A 15,642-nucleotide genomic window follows, 5' to 3' on the forward strand; every position below is an offset into this window, starting at 1 on the left:
ACATGGCTTTGGTAAAAGATATCCTCGAAACAATGGAATACGGCCCAGCCCCCGAGGCGGCAGCCGAGGTACTGGCATGGCTCAAGGCGCGCCGCCGGTTCGGCCATTTCATCGATGGCGGCTTCACCGCAGCGGGCAAGACCTTTGCGATCGACAACCCCGCCACTGGCGAAAACCTGGCCGAGGTAACCCAAGGCACCGCAGCAGATGTCGCCGCAGCCGTCGCCGCCGCGCGCGCGGCGCAGCCCGCTTGGGCCGCCCTGCCGGGGCACGAACGGGCGAAGTGGCTGTATGCGCTCGCCCGCCATGTGCAGAAACGGGATCGATTTCTGGCTGTGCTGGAAGTTCTGGATAACGGAAAACCAATCCGCGAAGCCCGCGATATCGACGTGCCGCTGGTGTCGCGGCATTTCTACCACCACGCAGGATGGGCCGAAATGCTGGCCGATGAATTTCCCGATGCGGTGCCCGTGGGTGTCTGCGGCCAGATCATCCCGTGGAACTTCCCGCTGCTCATGCTCGCCTGGAAAATCGCCCCCGCGCTTGCCGCCGGCAATACCGTGGTGCTCAAACCCGCCGAATACACCCCGCTTTCCGCCCTCGCCTTCGCCGAAATCTGTGCCGAAGTCGGGCTGCCTCCCGGCGTGGTCAACATCGTCACCGGCGATGGCGAAACCGGCGCGGCGCTGGTGGCAGCCCCCGTCGACAAGATCGCCTTCACCGGTTCAACCGAGGTTGGCCGCATCATCCGCCGCGCCACCGCAGGCACGGGCAAGAAACTCACGCTTGAACTTGGCGGCAAATCGCCCTTCATCGTCTTTGCCGACGCCGATCTTGACGCCGCCGTTGAAGGCGTGGTCGATGCGATCTGGTTCAATCAGGGCCAGGTCTGTTGCGCCGGCAGCCGCATATTGGTGGCCGAGGCGGCCGAGGCCGATTTTACCGCCCGCCTCACCGCGCGGCTCGGCAAACTCCGCCTCGGCGACCCCTTGGACAAATGCACCGACATCGGCGCCATCGTGCACCCGGTGCAACTCGCCCGCATTCGCGATCTGGTGGCGCAAGGCCAGGCGGCGGGCGCGCAGCTTGTCCAGGCCGAATGCCAACTGCCTGCCAAGGGCAGCTTCTTCGCCCCCGGTTTCATGACCGGGGTGCACCCCGCCAACCCCGTCGCGGTCGAGGAAATCTTTGGCCCCGTGGCCACGCTCACCTCGTTCCGCACGCTTGATGAGGCGGTGGAACTGGCCAACAACACCCGCTACGGCCTCGCCGCCTCGATCTGGACCGAGAATATTTCGCTGGCGCTCGATATCGCCGCACGGGTCAAGGCGGGAGTGATCTGGGTCAACGCCACCAACCTCTTTGACGCGGGCGCAGGCTTTGGCGGCATGCGCGAAAGCGGCTTTGGCCGCGAGGGCGGGCGCGAGGGGATGGCCGAATACCTAAAGCTTCCCGAACCGAAACCGCAGCCCGAGGCGGCACCGACCCGGCTCGATGCCGCGCCGCTGCCGGGCACCCCTGCTGCCCCGGGCATCGACCGCACCGCGAAAATCTACATCGGCGGCGCGCAGAAGCGCCCCGATGGTGGCTATTCCTACGCGGTCAACGCAGGCAGCACGCATCTGGGCCTCGCCCCTTTGGGGAACCGCAAGGATATCCGCAACGCGGTCGAGGCGGCGCACAAGGCCGCAGGCTGGGGCAAGGCCACCGGCCACAACCGCGCCCAGGTGCTCTATTTCATCGCCGAAAACCTTTCGGCCCGCGCCGCGGAGTTTGCCGCGCGCCTTGCAAGCGCCGGGGGCGACGCTGCCGAGGTCGAGGCCTCGATCCGCCGCCTCTTCTACTACGCCGCCCAGGCCGACAAATTTGATGGCGCGGTGCATGCGACCAAGTCGGCGCATGTCACCCTTGCCATGCCGGAACCCTTCGGCGTGATGGGCATCGCCTGCCCCAACGCAGCGCCCCTTCTCGGTTTTGTCAGCCTCGTTGCCCCGGCCATCGCCATGGGCAACCGGGTGGTGGCAATTCCCGCCCAGTCGATGCCCTTCGCGGCTACCGACCTCTATCAGGTCTTCGATACCTCGGACCTGCCCGGCGGTGTCGTCAACATCATCACCGGCGCGCGCGACGAACTGGCCAAGACCCTTGCCCAGCATGATGACGTGGCGGCGATGTGGTATTGCGGCAGCGCTGAAGGCGGTGCCATGGTCGAGGCTGAAAGTGCCGGAAACCTCAAAGCCACATGGACCCTGCGCAACCGTGATTGGCAGGGACCGGGCGCGCAGGGCCCAAGGTTCCTTGCCCGGGCGACGCAGGTTAAGAATATCTGGGTGCCCTACGGCGAGTGACCCGGCCGCGCCACTCAGCCGTTGGCTTCGCGGATCTTCGCGGCGGCGTCCTTGCTGTAGGCAATGCCCTTGGCGTCAAACAGCGCGTCAAGCTCGCCCGAAAGCGTCATCTCGGTAACGATGTCGCAGCCGCCGACAAATTCGCCCTTGACGTATAGCTGCGGAATCGTCGGCCATTCGGAAAAGTCCTTGATCCCCTGCCGCACCTCGGCATCCGCCAGCACGTCCACATCCTTGAAGCTGACGCCCATGAAATTGAGCACCCCGGCAATGCGGCTCGAAAACCCGCATTTCGGCATTTCCTTGGTGCCCTTCATGTAAAGCACCACATCATTCATTGCGACAGTCTCGCGGATCGTGGTCAGCGCGTCGGTCATCTTGGTTCCTTTGCGAAAAATTCTACTCAAGCGCCTTGGTGGTCAGCGCCAGCGCGTGCAACTCGCCATGCGCACCGTCCATCTGCGATTTCAACGCGGCATACACCGCGCGCTGCTGCTCGACGCGGTTCATCCCCTTGAAGCTGGCGTCCACCACTTCGGCAGACCAGTGCCGCCCGTCGCCCGCCAGATCGGTGATGGTAATCCGCGCTTCGGGAAAGCGGGCGCGGATGAGGGTCTCGATGTCGTGGGCTTCGATGGCCATGCGCGGCTCCTTGCTGTTGCGACCAGATTTAAGGCGACCCACGCCGCGCTGCAAGTGCCGCCGCGCACCCGCCTGCCGCGCTGGCCTCCGGCGGGGGTATTTGGGCGTTAAAGACGCCGATCTTCTTCAACGTTCAAATACCCTCGGGGGGAACGGGGGGCGGAAAGCCCCCCGCCGCTTTCAGGCCACCGCTTCGGCGAAAGCCGAGCGATAGAGCGCTGAAAGCCCGGCGAGCGGGGCCGCATCACCGCCAAGGCTGACCGTAGCCCCGCTAAATTGCCCGACCCGCGCCAGCGGCACCCCGGCTTGCGCCGCCGCCGCCGCCAGTGCTTCGGCATTGGCCGGGGTGCAGGCAACCAGATAGCGCGCCTGATCCTCGCCAAAAAGCTGGCCGATATCGCCGCTCTCCAGGCTGACGCCAATTCCGGCGGCCTCGGCCATTTCGAACGCCGCAAGCGCCAGCCCGCCATCGGCAAGGTCACTGGCCGCCGAGACCAGTTTGCGGCTAGCAAGCAGGAATTCGCCGTGCTTGCGCTCGGCCACAAGGTCCACATGCGGCGCATCGCCTGCCTCGATCCCGAAGGCCTCGGCCAAAAGCGCCGTTTGCCCGAGGTGGCCTTCGGTGCGGCCAATCACCAGCGCCAGATCGCCTGCACCGGGCAGCCCCGAAATCAGATCGTCAAGCGAGGCGAGCAGGCCGACGCCGCCAATCGTCGGGGTCGGCAATATCCCGGCACCGTCGGTTTCGTTGTAAAGCGAGACATTGCCCGAAACGATCGGGAAATCGAGCGCCCGGCAGGCCGCGCCGATGCCCTTCACCGCGCCCACCAGCTGCCCCATGATCGCGGGCTTTTCCGGGTTGCCGAAGTTGAGGTTGTCGGTCGCGGCCAGCGGCAGCGCGCCGACCGCGACGAGGTTGCGCCAGGCCTCGGCCACCGCCTGCGCGCCGCCCTGAAAGGGGTTTGCCTTGACGTAGCGCGGCGTCACGTCCGAGGTGAAGGCCAGCGCCTTGGTGGAGCCATGCACCCGCACCACGCCCGCGCCCATGCCTGGGCGGCGCAGGGTATCGGCCCCCACCTGGCAATCGTATTGTTCCCAGACCCAGGCCTTGTGGGCGTAGTTCGGGCTGCCGATCAGCGCGCGGAGCGCGGCAATCGGTGCAATCGCGGGCACCTCGCCCAAAGCTGCGGAGGCGGGCGTTTCGACCCAGGGCCGGTCGTATTCCGGGGCGCTGGAGGACAGTTTCGACAACGGCAGATCGGCCTTCACCTCGTTACCATGCAAAATCAGGAACCTGTCCTCGGCAATGGTTTCGCCGACAATGGCGAAATCCAGATCCCATTTCTCGAAGATCGCCCGCGCCATTGCCTCTCGCTCGGGCTTCAGCACCATCAGCATGCGTTCCTGTGACTCCGACAGCATCATTTCGTAGGCGGTCATGCCGACCTCGCGCACTGGCACCCGGTCGAGGTCGAGCCTGATGCCAAGCCCGCCCTTGTCGCCCATTTCCACCGCCGAGCAGGTCAGCCCCGCCGCGCCCATGTCCTGAATCGATATGACCGCTCCCGAGGCCATCAGCTCGAGGCAGGCTTCGAGCAGGCATTTTTCGGTGAAGGGGTCGCCGACCTGCACCGTCGGGCGCTTTTCCTCGATCGTGTCGTCGAACTCGGCGCTGGCCATGGTGGCACCACCCACCCCGTCGCGCCCGGTCTTGGCCCCGAGATAGACCACCGGCATGCCGACCCCCGAGGCGGCGGAATAGAATATCTTGTCGGCATCGGCCAGCCCTGCGGCGAAGGCATTGACCAGACAGTTGCCATTGTAGCTGCGGTGAAAGCGCACCTCGCCACCGACATTGGGCACGCCGAAAGCGTTGCCATAGGCACCGATGCCCTCAACCACGCCCTTCACCAGATGCGCGGTTTTCGGGTGGCTCGGCAGGCCAAAGCTGAGGCTGTCCATCGCCGCGATCGGCCGCGCCCCCATGGTGAACACATCGCGCAGAATGCCGCCGATGCCGGTGGCCGCACCCTGATGTGGCTCGATGTAGCTCGGGTGGTTGTGGCTCTCCATCTTGAAGATCACCGCCTGGCCGTCGCCGATATCGACCACACCGGCGTTTTCGCCCGGCCCGCAAATCACCTGCGGCCCGGTCGTGGGCAGCGTGCGCAGCCATTTCTTCGAGGATTTGTAGCTGCAATGTTCGTTCCACATCGCCGAAAAGATGCCAAGCTCGGTGAATGTCGGCACCCGCTCGATGATCTCCAGCAGGCGCGCGTATTCATCGGGTTTCATCCCGTGCGCGGCAATCAGCTCAGGCGTGATCTTCGGCTCGTCCATCTTGGCCCCCTCGGCATGCTGCCCGCGTCATAAATGAGCGCCCGGCATCGGGAAAGCGCAGAATCGCATGGCCGCAACGCCCGCCAGCGCCCGGCACGAAAAAAAGGCCGAGCAAAAGCTCGGCCCAAGTCCAACAGGGAGGTAGAAGCCGATGAGAGTTTCCTCAAACCACCGTCTTCATCGCCCGATTTATGGGCACGGTGCGAAGGGTTCAAGTCACAAATTGCTGCGAGTGCAACATGGCGGCCATGCGTTGCCAACATGCCTCACCTCAATCGGCAGTTGTGATCACGTCGCTCTGGCGGCGGCGATAGGCGATGACCTCTTCCTGCACGAAGTCGCGGAACGCCGCGACCCGGCGCGATTGGCGCAATTCCTCCGGGTAGGCAAGGAACACCGGCACATCGACCGACTCGATTTCGGGCAGCACCCGCACCAGAAACGGGAAATCGGCGGTCAGATAATCGGGTAGCACGCCGATGCCGATATGGTTCAGCACCGCCTGCAACACGCCAAAGTAGTTGTTGACCGTCAACGACGAGGGAATGTCGTAGGACAGGAGCTTGTTGGAAAGCTCGGCCCCGGCGGACACCTGCGGTGTCGCCGGGTTCTGGCAGATCAGCCGATGTCCCGAAAGCTCCTCCAGCCGCGTCGGCGTGCCCGACCGCTCGAGGTATTCCGGCGAGGCGTAAAGCCGCATGCGGATGTTCATCAATCGCTTGCGGATCAGGTCTGCCTGGCTCGGCTCTTTCATCCGGATCGCCACGTCAGCTTCCCGCATCGGCAGGTCCAGCACCCGTTCCTCCAGCATCAGGTCGATCTTCAGGTCCGGGTAGCGGTCATAGAGCTTGATCAGCCTTGGTGCCAGCCAGAGCGTGCCAAAGCCCATGGTCGTGGTCACCTTGAGCTCGCCGAACACCTCCGATTCGCTGTCGCGTATGCGTGCCGCCGCGCTCTCCAGCTTGCGCGCCATGGTCGAGGTGGCATCAAACAGCAACTCGCCCTGCTCGGTGAGAATCAGCCCCCGCGCGTGGCGGTGAAACAGGGTGGTCCCGAGGCTCTCTTCCAGCGCCCGGATCTGTCGGCTGACCGCCGATTGCGAAAGCCGCAGCGTGTCGCCCGCATGGGTCAGCGACCCGGCATCGGCCACCGCGTGAAAGATTCTGAGCTTGTCCCAATCCATTCCGGTCACTTTCTGCTATCAGGTGCCACCATAGCGCAGCATTGCTTACTTATCTTCGCCAATCTTCACAAACAGGTATCAATCCGTTTTCCGCTTTGTAGGTCAGCAATTTTGACCTATAATGTGGCATACGCAGGCTTCCTGGGAGGGGGTGCCCGATGGGCAGGCAGGAAATAACTCTGGCCGACAGGTTCGATCTGACCAAATCGCCGGTGCTCTTGAATGGCACACAGGCGCTGGTGCGCCTCATGCTGGCACAGTCGGCCCGCGACCGCGCGGCCGGGCTTAATACCGCAGGCTATGTCACCGGCTACCGCGGCTCGCCGCTGGGCGCGGTCGATATCCAGATGGCGCGGGCGGTGCGCGAACTCACCGCAGCCAAGGTGCGCTTTCAGCCGGGGCTGAACGAAGACCTTGCCGCCACCGCGATCTGGGGCACCCAGCAGGCGGAACTGCGCGGCGAGGGGCGGCATCAGGGCGTGTTCGCGCTCTGGTATGGCAAGGGTCCGGGGGTTGACCGTTCGGGCGATGTCATGCGCCACGCCAACATGGCCGGCACCTCGGCCTTTGGCGGCGTGCTGATGGCGATGGGCGATGATCACACCGGCGAATCCTCGACCGTGCTGCACCAGTCCGACTGGGCGCTGGTCGATGCCTACATGCCGGTGCTTTCCCCCGCCGGGGTGCAGGAAATTCTTGACCTTGGCCATTACGGCTACGCGCTTTCCCGTTATGCCGGGGTCTGGGTCGGCCTCAAGACCATGAAGGATACCGTCGAAGCGACCGCCGTGGTCGATGGCAACCCCCACCGCACCAGCTTTACCGCGCCCGATTTCCCGCTGCCAGAGGGTGGCCTCAACATCCGGCTTGGCGATACGCCGGTGGCGCAAGAAGCCCGGATGATCGACCAGAAACGCTTCGCCGCCGAGGCCTTCGCCCGCGCCAACCGCATCGACAAGCGGATGCACGGGGCACCCGGCGCGAAAATCGGCTTTGTCGCGGCGGGCAAGAACTGGCTAGACCTCGTGCATGCCTTCGACCTTCTGGGGCTTGACCCGGACGAACTCACCCGCCTTGGCGTCACCACATGGAAGGTCGCGCAGACCTTCCCGATGGACATGAAAAGCTTTGCCGAATGGGCCGAGGGGCTGGAGCTGATCGTCGTTGTCGAGGAAAAGCGCAAGCTGATCGAGGTGCAGGTCAAGGAAGCCATTTTCGACAACCGCCGCGGACGCCGCGTTTACGGCTGGAAACATGCACTGACCGGCGAGGAACTGTTTCCCACCCGCTACGCGCTCGATCCGGTGATGATCGCCGAAAAGATCGGTCAGGTGCTGACCGAGGAAGGCCGCGCCACAGCCGATGTGCAGGCAGGCCTTGCCCGCATCGCCGAGGTACGCCGCGCCGACAACGCCCCCGAAATCGCCACCCGCACGCCCTGGTTCTGTTCGGGCTGCCCGCACAACACCTCGACCCGCCTGCCCGAAGGCGCGCGCGCCTATGCGGGCATCGGCTGCCATTACATGGTGCAATGGATGGGCCGCGATACCGAGGGCTTTACCCATATGGGCGGCGAGGGCGCGAACTGGATCGGCGAAGCGCCGTTTTCTACCCGGCCCCACATCTTCCAGAACCTTGGTGACGGCACCTACAACCACTCCGGCGTGCAGGCGATCCGCGCGGCGCTGGCTGCGAAAACCACCATCACCTACAAGATCCTGTTCAATGATGCGGTGGCCATGACCGGCGGGCAGGCCAATGAAGGCGGGCTGACAGCGCAGCAGATCACCCGCGAAATTCAGGCAATGGGCGTGGCCCCCATCGTCGTCGTCTATGACGAAAAGGAAGAGCTCGACCTTTCCCGCTTTTCCCCGGACATCGAAATGGTGGAACGTGCGGGCCTCATGTCGGTGCAGGAACGCCTCGCCAGAACCCCCGGCGTCTCGGCAATCGTCTATGTGCAAACCTGCGCCGCCGAAAAGCGCCGCCGCCGCAAGCGCGGCCAGTTTCCCGACCCCGACCGCCGGGTGTTCATCAACACCGACATTTGCGAAGGCTGTGGCGATTGCGGGGTGCAATCAAACTGTGTCTCCATCGTGCCGGTCGAAACCCCCTTTGGCACCAAGCGCGCCATCGACCAGTCAAGCTGCAACAAGGACTTCTCCTGCCTCAAGGGCTTCTGCCCCTCGTTCGTCACGGTTTCGGGGGCTAGGTTGCGCAAAGCCGCCACCGCTGCGGTGGCGCTGCCGGATCTGCCGCAACCGCAGCTTCCCGCCATCAACGGCACCCATAACGTGGTCATCACCGGCGTCGGCGGCACCGGCGTTGTCACCGTTGGCGCGGTGCTCGCCATGGCCGCGCATGTCGATGGCATGGGTGCCGGAATGATGGAAATGGCCGGCCTCGCGCAAAAGGGCGGTGCCGTGCATATCCACCTGCGCCTTGCCGCGCGCCCCGAAGATATCTCCGCCATCCGCGTGGCGGTGGGCGAGGCCGATTGCGTGATCGGCGGCGATCTGGTGGTCACCGCCGGGTCGAAAACCCTTGGCCTGATGCAGACCGGGCGCACCGGCGCGGTGGTCAACAGCCACGAGATCGTCACCGGCGAATTCACCCGCAACCGCGATTTCCGCCTGCCCGCCGACCGCCTGCGGCTTTCGCTTGAGGCACGGTTGGGCGCGGCGGTGGCCTTTTTCGACGCCTCCGAGCTGACCCGCGCCGCACTTGGCGATTCGATCTATTCCAACATGGCGGTGCTCGGTGCCGCCTGGCAGCAGGGCCTCATCCCGCTCAGCCATCAGGCCATTTCGCGCGCCATCGTGCTCAACGGTGCTGGCCCCGAGGCCAACCAGAAGGCTTTCGAGCTTGGCCGCTGGGCGGTTGCTTTCCCCGATCAGGCCGCGCGCCTCATCGCCCCCGCAGCGGCAGCGCCCGAACCAGACCCGGTCGAGGCCCGTGCCGCCCATCTCGTCGCCTATCAGAACCAGGCACTGGCCGGCCGCTTCCGCGCCCTTGTCGCCCGCGCCCCCGACGGCCTGCGGGTCTCGGTTGCCAAGGGCTATCACAAGTGCCTCGCCTACAAGGACGAATACGAGGTTGCCCGGCTCCATCTCGCCAGCGCTGCCAGGGCCGCCGCCGAATTCGAGGGCGATCTTCGCCTCAGCTACCACCTCGCCCCGCCGCTCCTCGCGCGCCAAGGCCCCGATGGCCGCCCGCTGAAGCGCCGCTTCGGCGCGTGGATAGGCACCGCCTTCCGCCTTCTCGCCCGCCTAAAGCCCCTGCGCGGCACCCCCTTCGACCCCTTCGGCCGTTTCCCCGAACGGCGCATGGAACGCGCGCTGATCGCCCAATACGAATCCGACATGGCCGAGGTGCTGCCTTCGCTCACCCCCGCCACCCTCGCCATCGCCCGCGAACTGGCGGAACTGCCGCTTTCGATCCGCGGTTTCGGCCCGGTAAAGGCAGCCGCCGCCAAGGCTGCCGCTGCCCGCCGCGTGGCACTTCTGGCGGCCTTCCGCGCGGGCGGCACGCCGCAACAACGCGCTGCCGAATAGCGCATGGATTTTCGCCGCGCCGCGGCCTAGAAAGGGCCAAAGGCCCGCAGCTTGCCGGGCCAGAGGGGGCAGCATGGCGGTTGGTGTTTTCGATAGTGGCCTCGGCGGCCTCACGGTGCTCGATGCGGTGCAAAAGCGCCTGCCCGATGTCGCCTTCGTCTATTACGGCGACAACGCCCATACCCCCTACGGCGTGCGCGACGCCGAGGACATCTTTCAGCTCACCTGTCGCGGTGTCGAGCGGCTCTGGGCCGAGGGCTGCGATCTGGTCATCGTCGCCTGCAATACCGCCTCTGCGGTTGCTCTCAAACGCATGCAGGAAACCTGGCTGCCGCCCGACAAACGCGCGCTTGGCGTGTTCGTGCCGCTGATCGAGGCGCTGACCGAAAGGCAATGGGGCGATAATTCCCCGCCCCGCGAGGTCGCGGTAAAACACGTTGCGCTTTTCGCCACCCCCGCCACCGTCTCCTCGCGCGCCTTCCAGCGCGAACTGGCGTTTCGCGCGATCGGGGTCGATGTCGAGGCGCAGCCCTGCGGCGGCGTGGTTGATGCGATCGAACAGGGCGACGAGATTCTTGCCGAGGCGCTGGTGCGCAGCCATGTCGAAGCGCTGAAACGCCGGATGCCCCACCCCGAGGCCGCAATTTTGGGCTGTACCCACTACCCGCTGATGGAACACACGTTCCAGGAGGCGCTGGGGCCGCAGGTGCGGGTTTACAGCCAGGCCAACCTCGTCGCCGAAAGCCTCGCCGACTACCTCACCCGCCGCCCCGAAATGCTGGGCAGCGGCAGCCGCAGCGTGAACCTGACCACCGGCGACCCGGCGCAGGTCTCGGCGCGCGCCACGCAGTTCCTGCGCCGGGGGGTGGCGTTCGAGGCGGCATAACCGCCGCCACCGCGCCCGCCACCTGAAAGCGCCAGCCACCCGATCCCCCCCCGCCGGGCGCGCCCCAGCCCCGTCAGCCACCGCAAAACCGGTGCTGTTGACAGATCGCTTTGCATCGCGTTAGTCTTAATCAAGCGCATGATTAAACTTTTGCCCAAAGGCCCCGCATGCCAACTACCGCTGCCGTCCTCGATACGCCGCAAGACGCCGCCGAAAGCCTGCTTGACGCGGCCGAGGCGCAGTTTTCCGAGAATGGTTTTCATGGCACCACAACCCGCGGCATCGCGGCTGCGGCCGGGGTGAACGCGGCGCTTCTGCACTATTACTTCGGCAGCAAGGAGCAGCTTTTCGCGACCGTGGTCGAACGCCGCGCCGCCGAGATAAACGGCCGCCGCCGCGCCCTTCTGGCGGCACTTCTCGCCGAAACCCCGACCCCGTCGCTTGCGGCTCTGCTGGCGGCCTTCCTGCGTCCGACCATCGAATTCGGCCATGACACCACCCGCGACGGGCAGCGCTATGCGCGGCTGCTGGTGCATGTGGCGGCGGGCACCGATGAACGCTCGCGCCGCCTGACGGCGCAAAACTACAACGGCATCGCGCAGGAGTTCATCACGCTCTTTTGTGCCGCGGTGCCGGGGCTGGCGCGCAAGGATGCGGTGCGCGGATACCTTTTCGCCGTCTCCATCGCGCTTTCGCTGATGGGGCGCACCGGCCGTGCCGGAGATCTTTCCGAGGGTGCCTGCCACGACGAAGATGTGGACGCGGCCATTGAGGAGGCAACGGTTTTTGCGGCGGCGGGCATTCGTGCCCTGGCCGCACATCGAAAAGACAACTGAAGAAACGGGGCGAGGAGGCCCCGCATCACCAACGGGAGGTTACCATGAAGTACCAACTGACCCTTGCGGCGGGGGCTTTCGCCGTGGCGCTTGCGCTGCCGGTATCGTCGCAGGCGCAAACCATCAACGTGACCCTGATCAACGGCCATCCGCCGATTTTCCTCTGGGTCAAGCACCTGACCGAAACCTACATTCCCACCGTGAACGCGGCGCTTCAAGGTTCCGGCTACACGATCAACTGGACCGAGGCCTATGGCGGCACGCTTGCCGCCGTCGGTGGCGAGCTTGAGGCGCTGGAAGATGGTCTGGCCGAGGTCGGCGTGGTGCCGACGGTGTTTGAACCAACCTCGCTGCCGCTGCAAAACGTCACCTACTACACCCCCTTCGGCCCCTCCGACCCGAACCTCATCATGCAGGTCATGGACGATCTGCACGGCTCGGTACCCGGAATGATCGGATCTTGGGAAAAATTCGGGCTGGAATATCTCGGCGGCGGATTCGCACTCGACAATTATGTGCTGATGACCAACTTCCCGGTCGCCACGCTCGATGACCTCAAGAGCCATCGCATCGCCGCCCCGGGCGCTGCGGTGAACTGGCTTGAAGGCACCGGTGCGGTCGGCGTGGCGGGCAACCTGACCACCTATTACAACGACATGCAGACCGGCGTGTTTGACGGGCTGATCGTGTTCCCCACCGCCGCGGCCCCTGCCAAGCTGCAAGAGGTGGCCCCCTATGTGACCATTACCGATTTCGGCGCGCAATATGCCGGGTCGCTGGTGGCCAACAAGGATTGGTTCGCCGCGCAACCCGCTGTGGTGCAAGATGCCCTGCGCAAGGGTGCCGCAGCCTACACTACCGCCTATCTTGCCGAACAGGGCGCACGGGTGGCCGCGGCGATGACCACGCTCGCAGGCACCGACCCGTCGAAAACGACCCACCTGAGCGATGCTGAAAAAGCCCGCTGGGCGGCGGCACTGCCCGATGTTGCCGGTGGCTGGGCGAAAGATGCCGATGCCCAGGGTCTCGCCGGAACCGAGGTGCTCAACGCCTATGTCGCGGCGCTCAAGGCCGCCGGTGTCGTGCTGCCGCGCGACTGGTCGCAACGCTGAGCCGACCGCCGGGGCGAGCAAGCGCCCGCCCCGGCGCATCCGCGGGGGTAAATCCATGTCGAGACTCGTTGATCTGCGAACGGGCGTTCGCGCCTTTGACCTTGCCGCTTCGGTTCTGGACAAGCTGACCATGCTGGCAAGCGCGCTTGGCACCCTCTGCATTCTCGGGATCATGGCATTGATCAGCGCCGATATCGTTGGCCGGTTCGGCTTTGGCCGTCCGATTGCGGGGGTTCCCGAAATCGTCGCGATGTCGATTCTGGCGATTGTGTTCCTGCAAATTGCCAACACGCTTTCACATGACAAGCTGACCCGGTCGGATGCGCTGCTCAGCCTGCTCCGCCGGTACCGTCCGCGCCTTGCCGATGCGCTGGATGCGGCGCTGCACAGTGCCGGGGCGTTTCTGATCGGGGTGCTGATCAGCGCCTTCCTGCCGCTGTTTCAGCGCAGCTATGGCCGCCGCGAAATGGTCGGGGCGGTCGGGCAATTCCTCGCGCCGATCTGGCCAGTGCATCTGATCGTGCTGCTGGGGGCCGGGTTGCTGTTTGCGGTGTTCGTGATGCGCGCCCTGGCGCTTGCCTACCGCGCCGCAAACCCGTGGTCCGCGCAATGACAGGCGTTGAAATCGGCCTTGTCTCGCTCGTCGGCATCCTTTTACTGATCTGGACCGGCATGCATGTCGCCATCGCGCTGGCGCTGGTCAGCTTTTTCGGCGTCTGGATGCTGCGCGACAATGCGCAGATCGCGGCGCGGGTGCTGTCGCTCGCGGCACGCGAAGGCATATCGAGCTACCTTTTCGGCGTGGTGCCGCTCTTTGTGCTGATGGGGCTGGTGGTCAGCCGTGCCGATATCGCTCGCGACACCTTCGAGGTAGCCAACCGCGCCTTCGGCAAGTTGCAGGGCGGGCTAGGCATTGCCACTGTCGGTGCCAACGCGATCTTCGCCGCAATAACCGGCATCTCGATAGCCTCGGCGGCGGTCTTCGCCCGGGTCGCCGTTCCCGAAATGGTGCGCGCTGGCCATACCGCGCGTTTCGCCACCGGCGTGGTCGCAGGCTCGTCGGTGCTCGGAATGCTGATCCCGCCCAGCCTGCTGATGATCCTTTACGGAATATTGTCAGAGCAATCCGTCGGCCTGCTGTTCATTGCCGGTATTGGCCCCGGTCTGCTTCTGGCGCTGGCTTACTGCCTTGGCATCTACGCGATGGTGCGGCTGTTCCCCGGCTTCACCGGTCGCGCCACGCCGCCGCCGGTGCAACCGCGCAGCCTCGCTGCCGCGATCGGCGATACCAGCGCCAAATTGCTGCCGATCGTGGCGCTGATAGCGCTTGTGCTCGGCGGCATCTACGGCGGCGTCTTCACCCCGACCGAGGCAGGCGCGATTGGCGCGCTCGGGGCGATTGTCATCGCTTTCGCCAAGCGGCGGATGAACCTCGGCGCGCTCTGGCGCGTGACACTTGAAGCCGGGCACATCACCGCCTCGATCTGTTTTCTCATCATCGCCGCGACGATGTATAGCCGCATGCTCTCGCTCTCGGGCCTGCCTGCATTTCTGACCCAGTGGATCATCGGACTCGATCTCGGGATCTACGGCTTTATCGCGGTGTTCGTGCTGGTGCTGATCGTGCTCGGCACCATCCTCGATTCATCCTCGATCATGCTAATCACCCTGCCGCTGGTGCTGCCGATCGCGCAGCAACTCGGCATCGACCTGATCTGGTTCGGGGTGATCACCGTGCTGGCGGTGGAAATCGGCCTGCTGACGCCGCCGCTCGGGATTTCGGTCTACGTCATCAAAAGCTCGCTCGACGATCCGCGGATCTCGCTTGGCGATGTGTTCATCGGTGCCGCCCCCTTCGCGCTCATCATGCTTGCCTGCCTGATGCTGGTCGTCGCCTTCCCCGTCATTGCTGTTGGAATTCTGTAGGAAAGGTTCATCCATGCGCATCATCGACCTGTCGGTGCCGCTCGAATCCGGCATCGCCTCGGACCCGCCGGGCTATGAGCCGAAAATCACCTATCTCGGCCACAAGGACACGCCGGGGCAGGTGCTTCAGTTCTTCCCCGGACTGACCGCCGACGAGCTTCCCGGCGGCGAGGGCTGGGCGATCGAGCTTCTGCAGATGCAAACCCACAACGGCACCCATCTTGACGCGCCCTATCACCACCATTCCACGATGAACCACGGCGAGCGCGCCATCACCATTGATGAAGTGCCGCTGGAATGGTGCTTTCAGCCCGGCGTCAAGCTCGATTTCCGGCATCTGCCCGATGGTCATGTCGTCACCGCCGCCGAGGTCGAGGCAGAGCTGGACCGCATCGGGCATACACTTTCGCCGCTCGAAATCGTCGTGGTCAACACCGCCGCGGGCGATGCTTACGGTCAGCCCGATTACCTCAACCGTGGCTGTGGCATGGGCCGCGCCGCAACGCTCTGGCTGCTGGAGCGCGGCGTGCGGGTGACCGGCACCGATGGCTGGAGCTGGGATGCGCCGTTCTTTCACACCCGCCAGCGCTGGGCGCAAAACCCCGATCCGGCGATTGTCTGGGAAGGCCACCGCGCCAGCATCGAGATCGGCTATTGCCACCTTGAAAAGCTGACCAACCTCGACCGACTTCCCGCCACCGGTTTTCGCATTTCGTGTTTCCCTTTCAAGATCAAGGCGGCCTCGGCAGGCTTCGTGCGCGCCGTGGCCATTCTCGACGACTGATCCCGTTCCATGCACCCCTGCCGCGCCCGCC

At 65.0% G+C, this 15,642-nt stretch carries 12 protein-coding genes; 8 read left to right on the top strand and 4 right to left on the bottom strand.

The features are described from left to right. Nucleotides 1-2 precede the first annotated feature (2 nt). Nucleotides 3-2,348, top strand: a complete 2,346-nt coding sequence (locus tag Q8J98_RS13170; protein ID WP_305294772.1) for an aldehyde dehydrogenase family protein — start codon at nucleotides 3-5, stop codon at nucleotides 2,346-2,348. A 14-nt stretch (nucleotides 2,349-2,362) separates the two neighbouring features. Here Q8J98_RS13170 and grxD read toward each other — a convergent pair whose 3' ends face one another. From grxD to Q8J98_RS13190, 4 genes are all read right to left on the bottom strand, one after another. Further along, nucleotides 2,363-2,725, bottom strand: a complete 363-nt coding sequence (gene grxD / locus Q8J98_RS13175) for a Grx4 family monothiol glutaredoxin (RefSeq protein WP_305294773.1) — start codon at nucleotides 2,723-2,725, stop codon at nucleotides 2,363-2,365. Between the two features lie 22 nt (nucleotides 2,726-2,747). Further along, nucleotides 2,748-2,990 carry a BolA/IbaG family iron-sulfur metabolism protein gene (locus tag Q8J98_RS13180; RefSeq protein WP_305183690.1) on the bottom strand — a complete coding sequence of 81 codons (243 nt, stop codon included), beginning with the start codon at nucleotides 2,988-2,990 and terminating at the stop codon, nucleotides 2,748-2,750. A gap of 180 nt (nucleotides 2,991-3,170) precedes the next feature. Further along, on the bottom strand, nucleotides 3,171-5,330 hold the full coding sequence (gene purL / locus Q8J98_RS13185) for a phosphoribosylformylglycinamidine synthase subunit PurL (protein WP_305294774.1): 2,160 nt from the start codon (nucleotides 5,328-5,330) through the stop codon (nucleotides 3,171-3,173). Nucleotides 5,331-5,601: 271 nt separating this feature from the next. Further along, a complete protein-coding gene (locus Q8J98_RS13190) occupies nucleotides 5,602-6,513 on the bottom strand; it encodes a LysR family transcriptional regulator (protein ID WP_305294775.1) in 912 nt (303 codons plus the stop codon). A 158-nt stretch (nucleotides 6,514-6,671) separates the two neighbouring features. On the opposite strand from Q8J98_RS13190, the gene Q8J98_RS13195 reads away from it, so the two are divergent. From Q8J98_RS13195 to Q8J98_RS13225, 7 genes are all read left to right on the top strand, one after another. Next, a complete protein-coding gene (locus Q8J98_RS13195) occupies nucleotides 6,672-10,067 on the top strand; it encodes an indolepyruvate ferredoxin oxidoreductase family protein (protein ID WP_305294776.1) in 3,396 nt (1,131 codons plus the stop codon). A gap of 73 nt (nucleotides 10,068-10,140) precedes the next feature. Beyond that, a complete protein-coding gene (locus tag Q8J98_RS13200; RefSeq protein WP_305294777.1) occupies nucleotides 10,141-10,953 on the top strand; it encodes a glutamate racemase in 813 nt (270 codons plus the stop codon). A gap of 167 nt (nucleotides 10,954-11,120) precedes the next feature. Then, complete coding sequence (locus Q8J98_RS13205; protein ID WP_305294778.1) at nucleotides 11,121-11,789, top strand: TetR/AcrR family transcriptional regulator; 669 nt, start codon at nucleotides 11,121-11,123, stop codon at nucleotides 11,787-11,789. A gap of 44 nt (nucleotides 11,790-11,833) precedes the next feature. Further along, complete coding sequence (locus tag Q8J98_RS13210; RefSeq protein ID WP_305183696.1) at nucleotides 11,834-12,901, top strand: C4-dicarboxylate TRAP transporter substrate-binding protein; 1,068 nt, start codon at nucleotides 11,834-11,836, stop codon at nucleotides 12,899-12,901. Between the two features lie 55 nt (nucleotides 12,902-12,956). Then, nucleotides 12,957-13,514 (top strand): TRAP transporter small permease, encoded by a 558-nt coding sequence (locus Q8J98_RS13215; protein ID WP_305294780.1) that lies wholly within the window; start codon nucleotides 12,957-12,959, stop codon nucleotides 13,512-13,514. Then, nucleotides 13,511-14,827: a TRAP transporter large permease gene (locus Q8J98_RS13220; RefSeq protein WP_305294781.1), complete on the top strand. Its 1,317-nt coding sequence runs from the start codon at nucleotides 13,511-13,513 to the stop codon at nucleotides 14,825-14,827. The genes Q8J98_RS13215 and Q8J98_RS13220 overlap by 4 nt, the downstream gene beginning before the upstream one ends. Nucleotides 14,828-14,840: 13 nt before the next feature. After that, nucleotides 14,841-15,611 carry a cyclase family protein gene (locus tag Q8J98_RS13225; RefSeq protein ID WP_305294782.1) on the top strand — a complete coding sequence of 257 codons (771 nt, stop codon included), beginning with the start codon at nucleotides 14,841-14,843 and terminating at the stop codon, nucleotides 15,609-15,611. The last annotated feature ends 31 nt before the right edge of the window (nucleotides 15,612-15,642 follow it).

Origin of the sequence: Phaeovulum sp. (genome assembly GCF_030684035.1) — a bacterium.
GTDB lineage: Bacteria > Pseudomonadota > Alphaproteobacteria > Rhodobacterales > Rhodobacteraceae > UBA6213.

Bases quoted from the DNA above. Each gene is read 5' to 3' on its own strand.
- grxD (WP_305294773.1), bottom strand. From the start codon at position 2,725: ATGACCGACGCGCTGACCACGATCCGCGAGACTGTCGCAATGAATGAT.
- Q8J98_RS13205 (WP_305294778.1), top strand. From the start codon at position 11,121: ATGCCAACTACCGCTGCCGTCCTCGATACGCCGCAAGACGCCGCCGAA.
- Q8J98_RS13190 (WP_305294775.1), bottom strand. From the start codon at position 6,513: ATGGATTGGGACAAGCTCAGAATCTTTCACGCGGTGGCCGATGCCGGG.
- Q8J98_RS13170 (WP_305294772.1), top strand. From the start codon at position 3: ATGGCTTTGGTAAAAGATATCCTCGAAACAATGGAATACGGCCCAGCC.
- Q8J98_RS13195 (WP_305294776.1), top strand. From the start codon at position 6,672: ATGGGCAGGCAGGAAATAACTCTGGCCGACAGGTTCGATCTGACCAAA.
- Q8J98_RS13215 (WP_305294780.1), top strand. From the start codon at position 12,957: ATGTCGAGACTCGTTGATCTGCGAACGGGCGTTCGCGCCTTTGACCTT.
- Q8J98_RS13210 (WP_305183696.1), top strand. From the start codon at position 11,834: ATGAAGTACCAACTGACCCTTGCGGCGGGGGCTTTCGCCGTGGCGCTT.
- Q8J98_RS13225 (WP_305294782.1), top strand. From the start codon at position 14,841: ATGCGCATCATCGACCTGTCGGTGCCGCTCGAATCCGGCATCGCCTCG.
- Q8J98_RS13180 (WP_305183690.1), bottom strand. From the start codon at position 2,990: ATGGCCATCGAAGCCCACGACATCGAGACCCTCATCCGCGCCCGCTTT.
- purL (WP_305294774.1), bottom strand. From the start codon at position 5,330: ATGGACGAGCCGAAGATCACGCCTGAGCTGATTGCCGCGCACGGGATG.
- Q8J98_RS13200 (WP_305294777.1), top strand. From the start codon at position 10,141: ATGGCGGTTGGTGTTTTCGATAGTGGCCTCGGCGGCCTCACGGTGCTC.
- Q8J98_RS13220 (WP_305294781.1), top strand. From the start codon at position 13,511: ATGACAGGCGTTGAAATCGGCCTTGTCTCGCTCGTCGGCATCCTTTTA.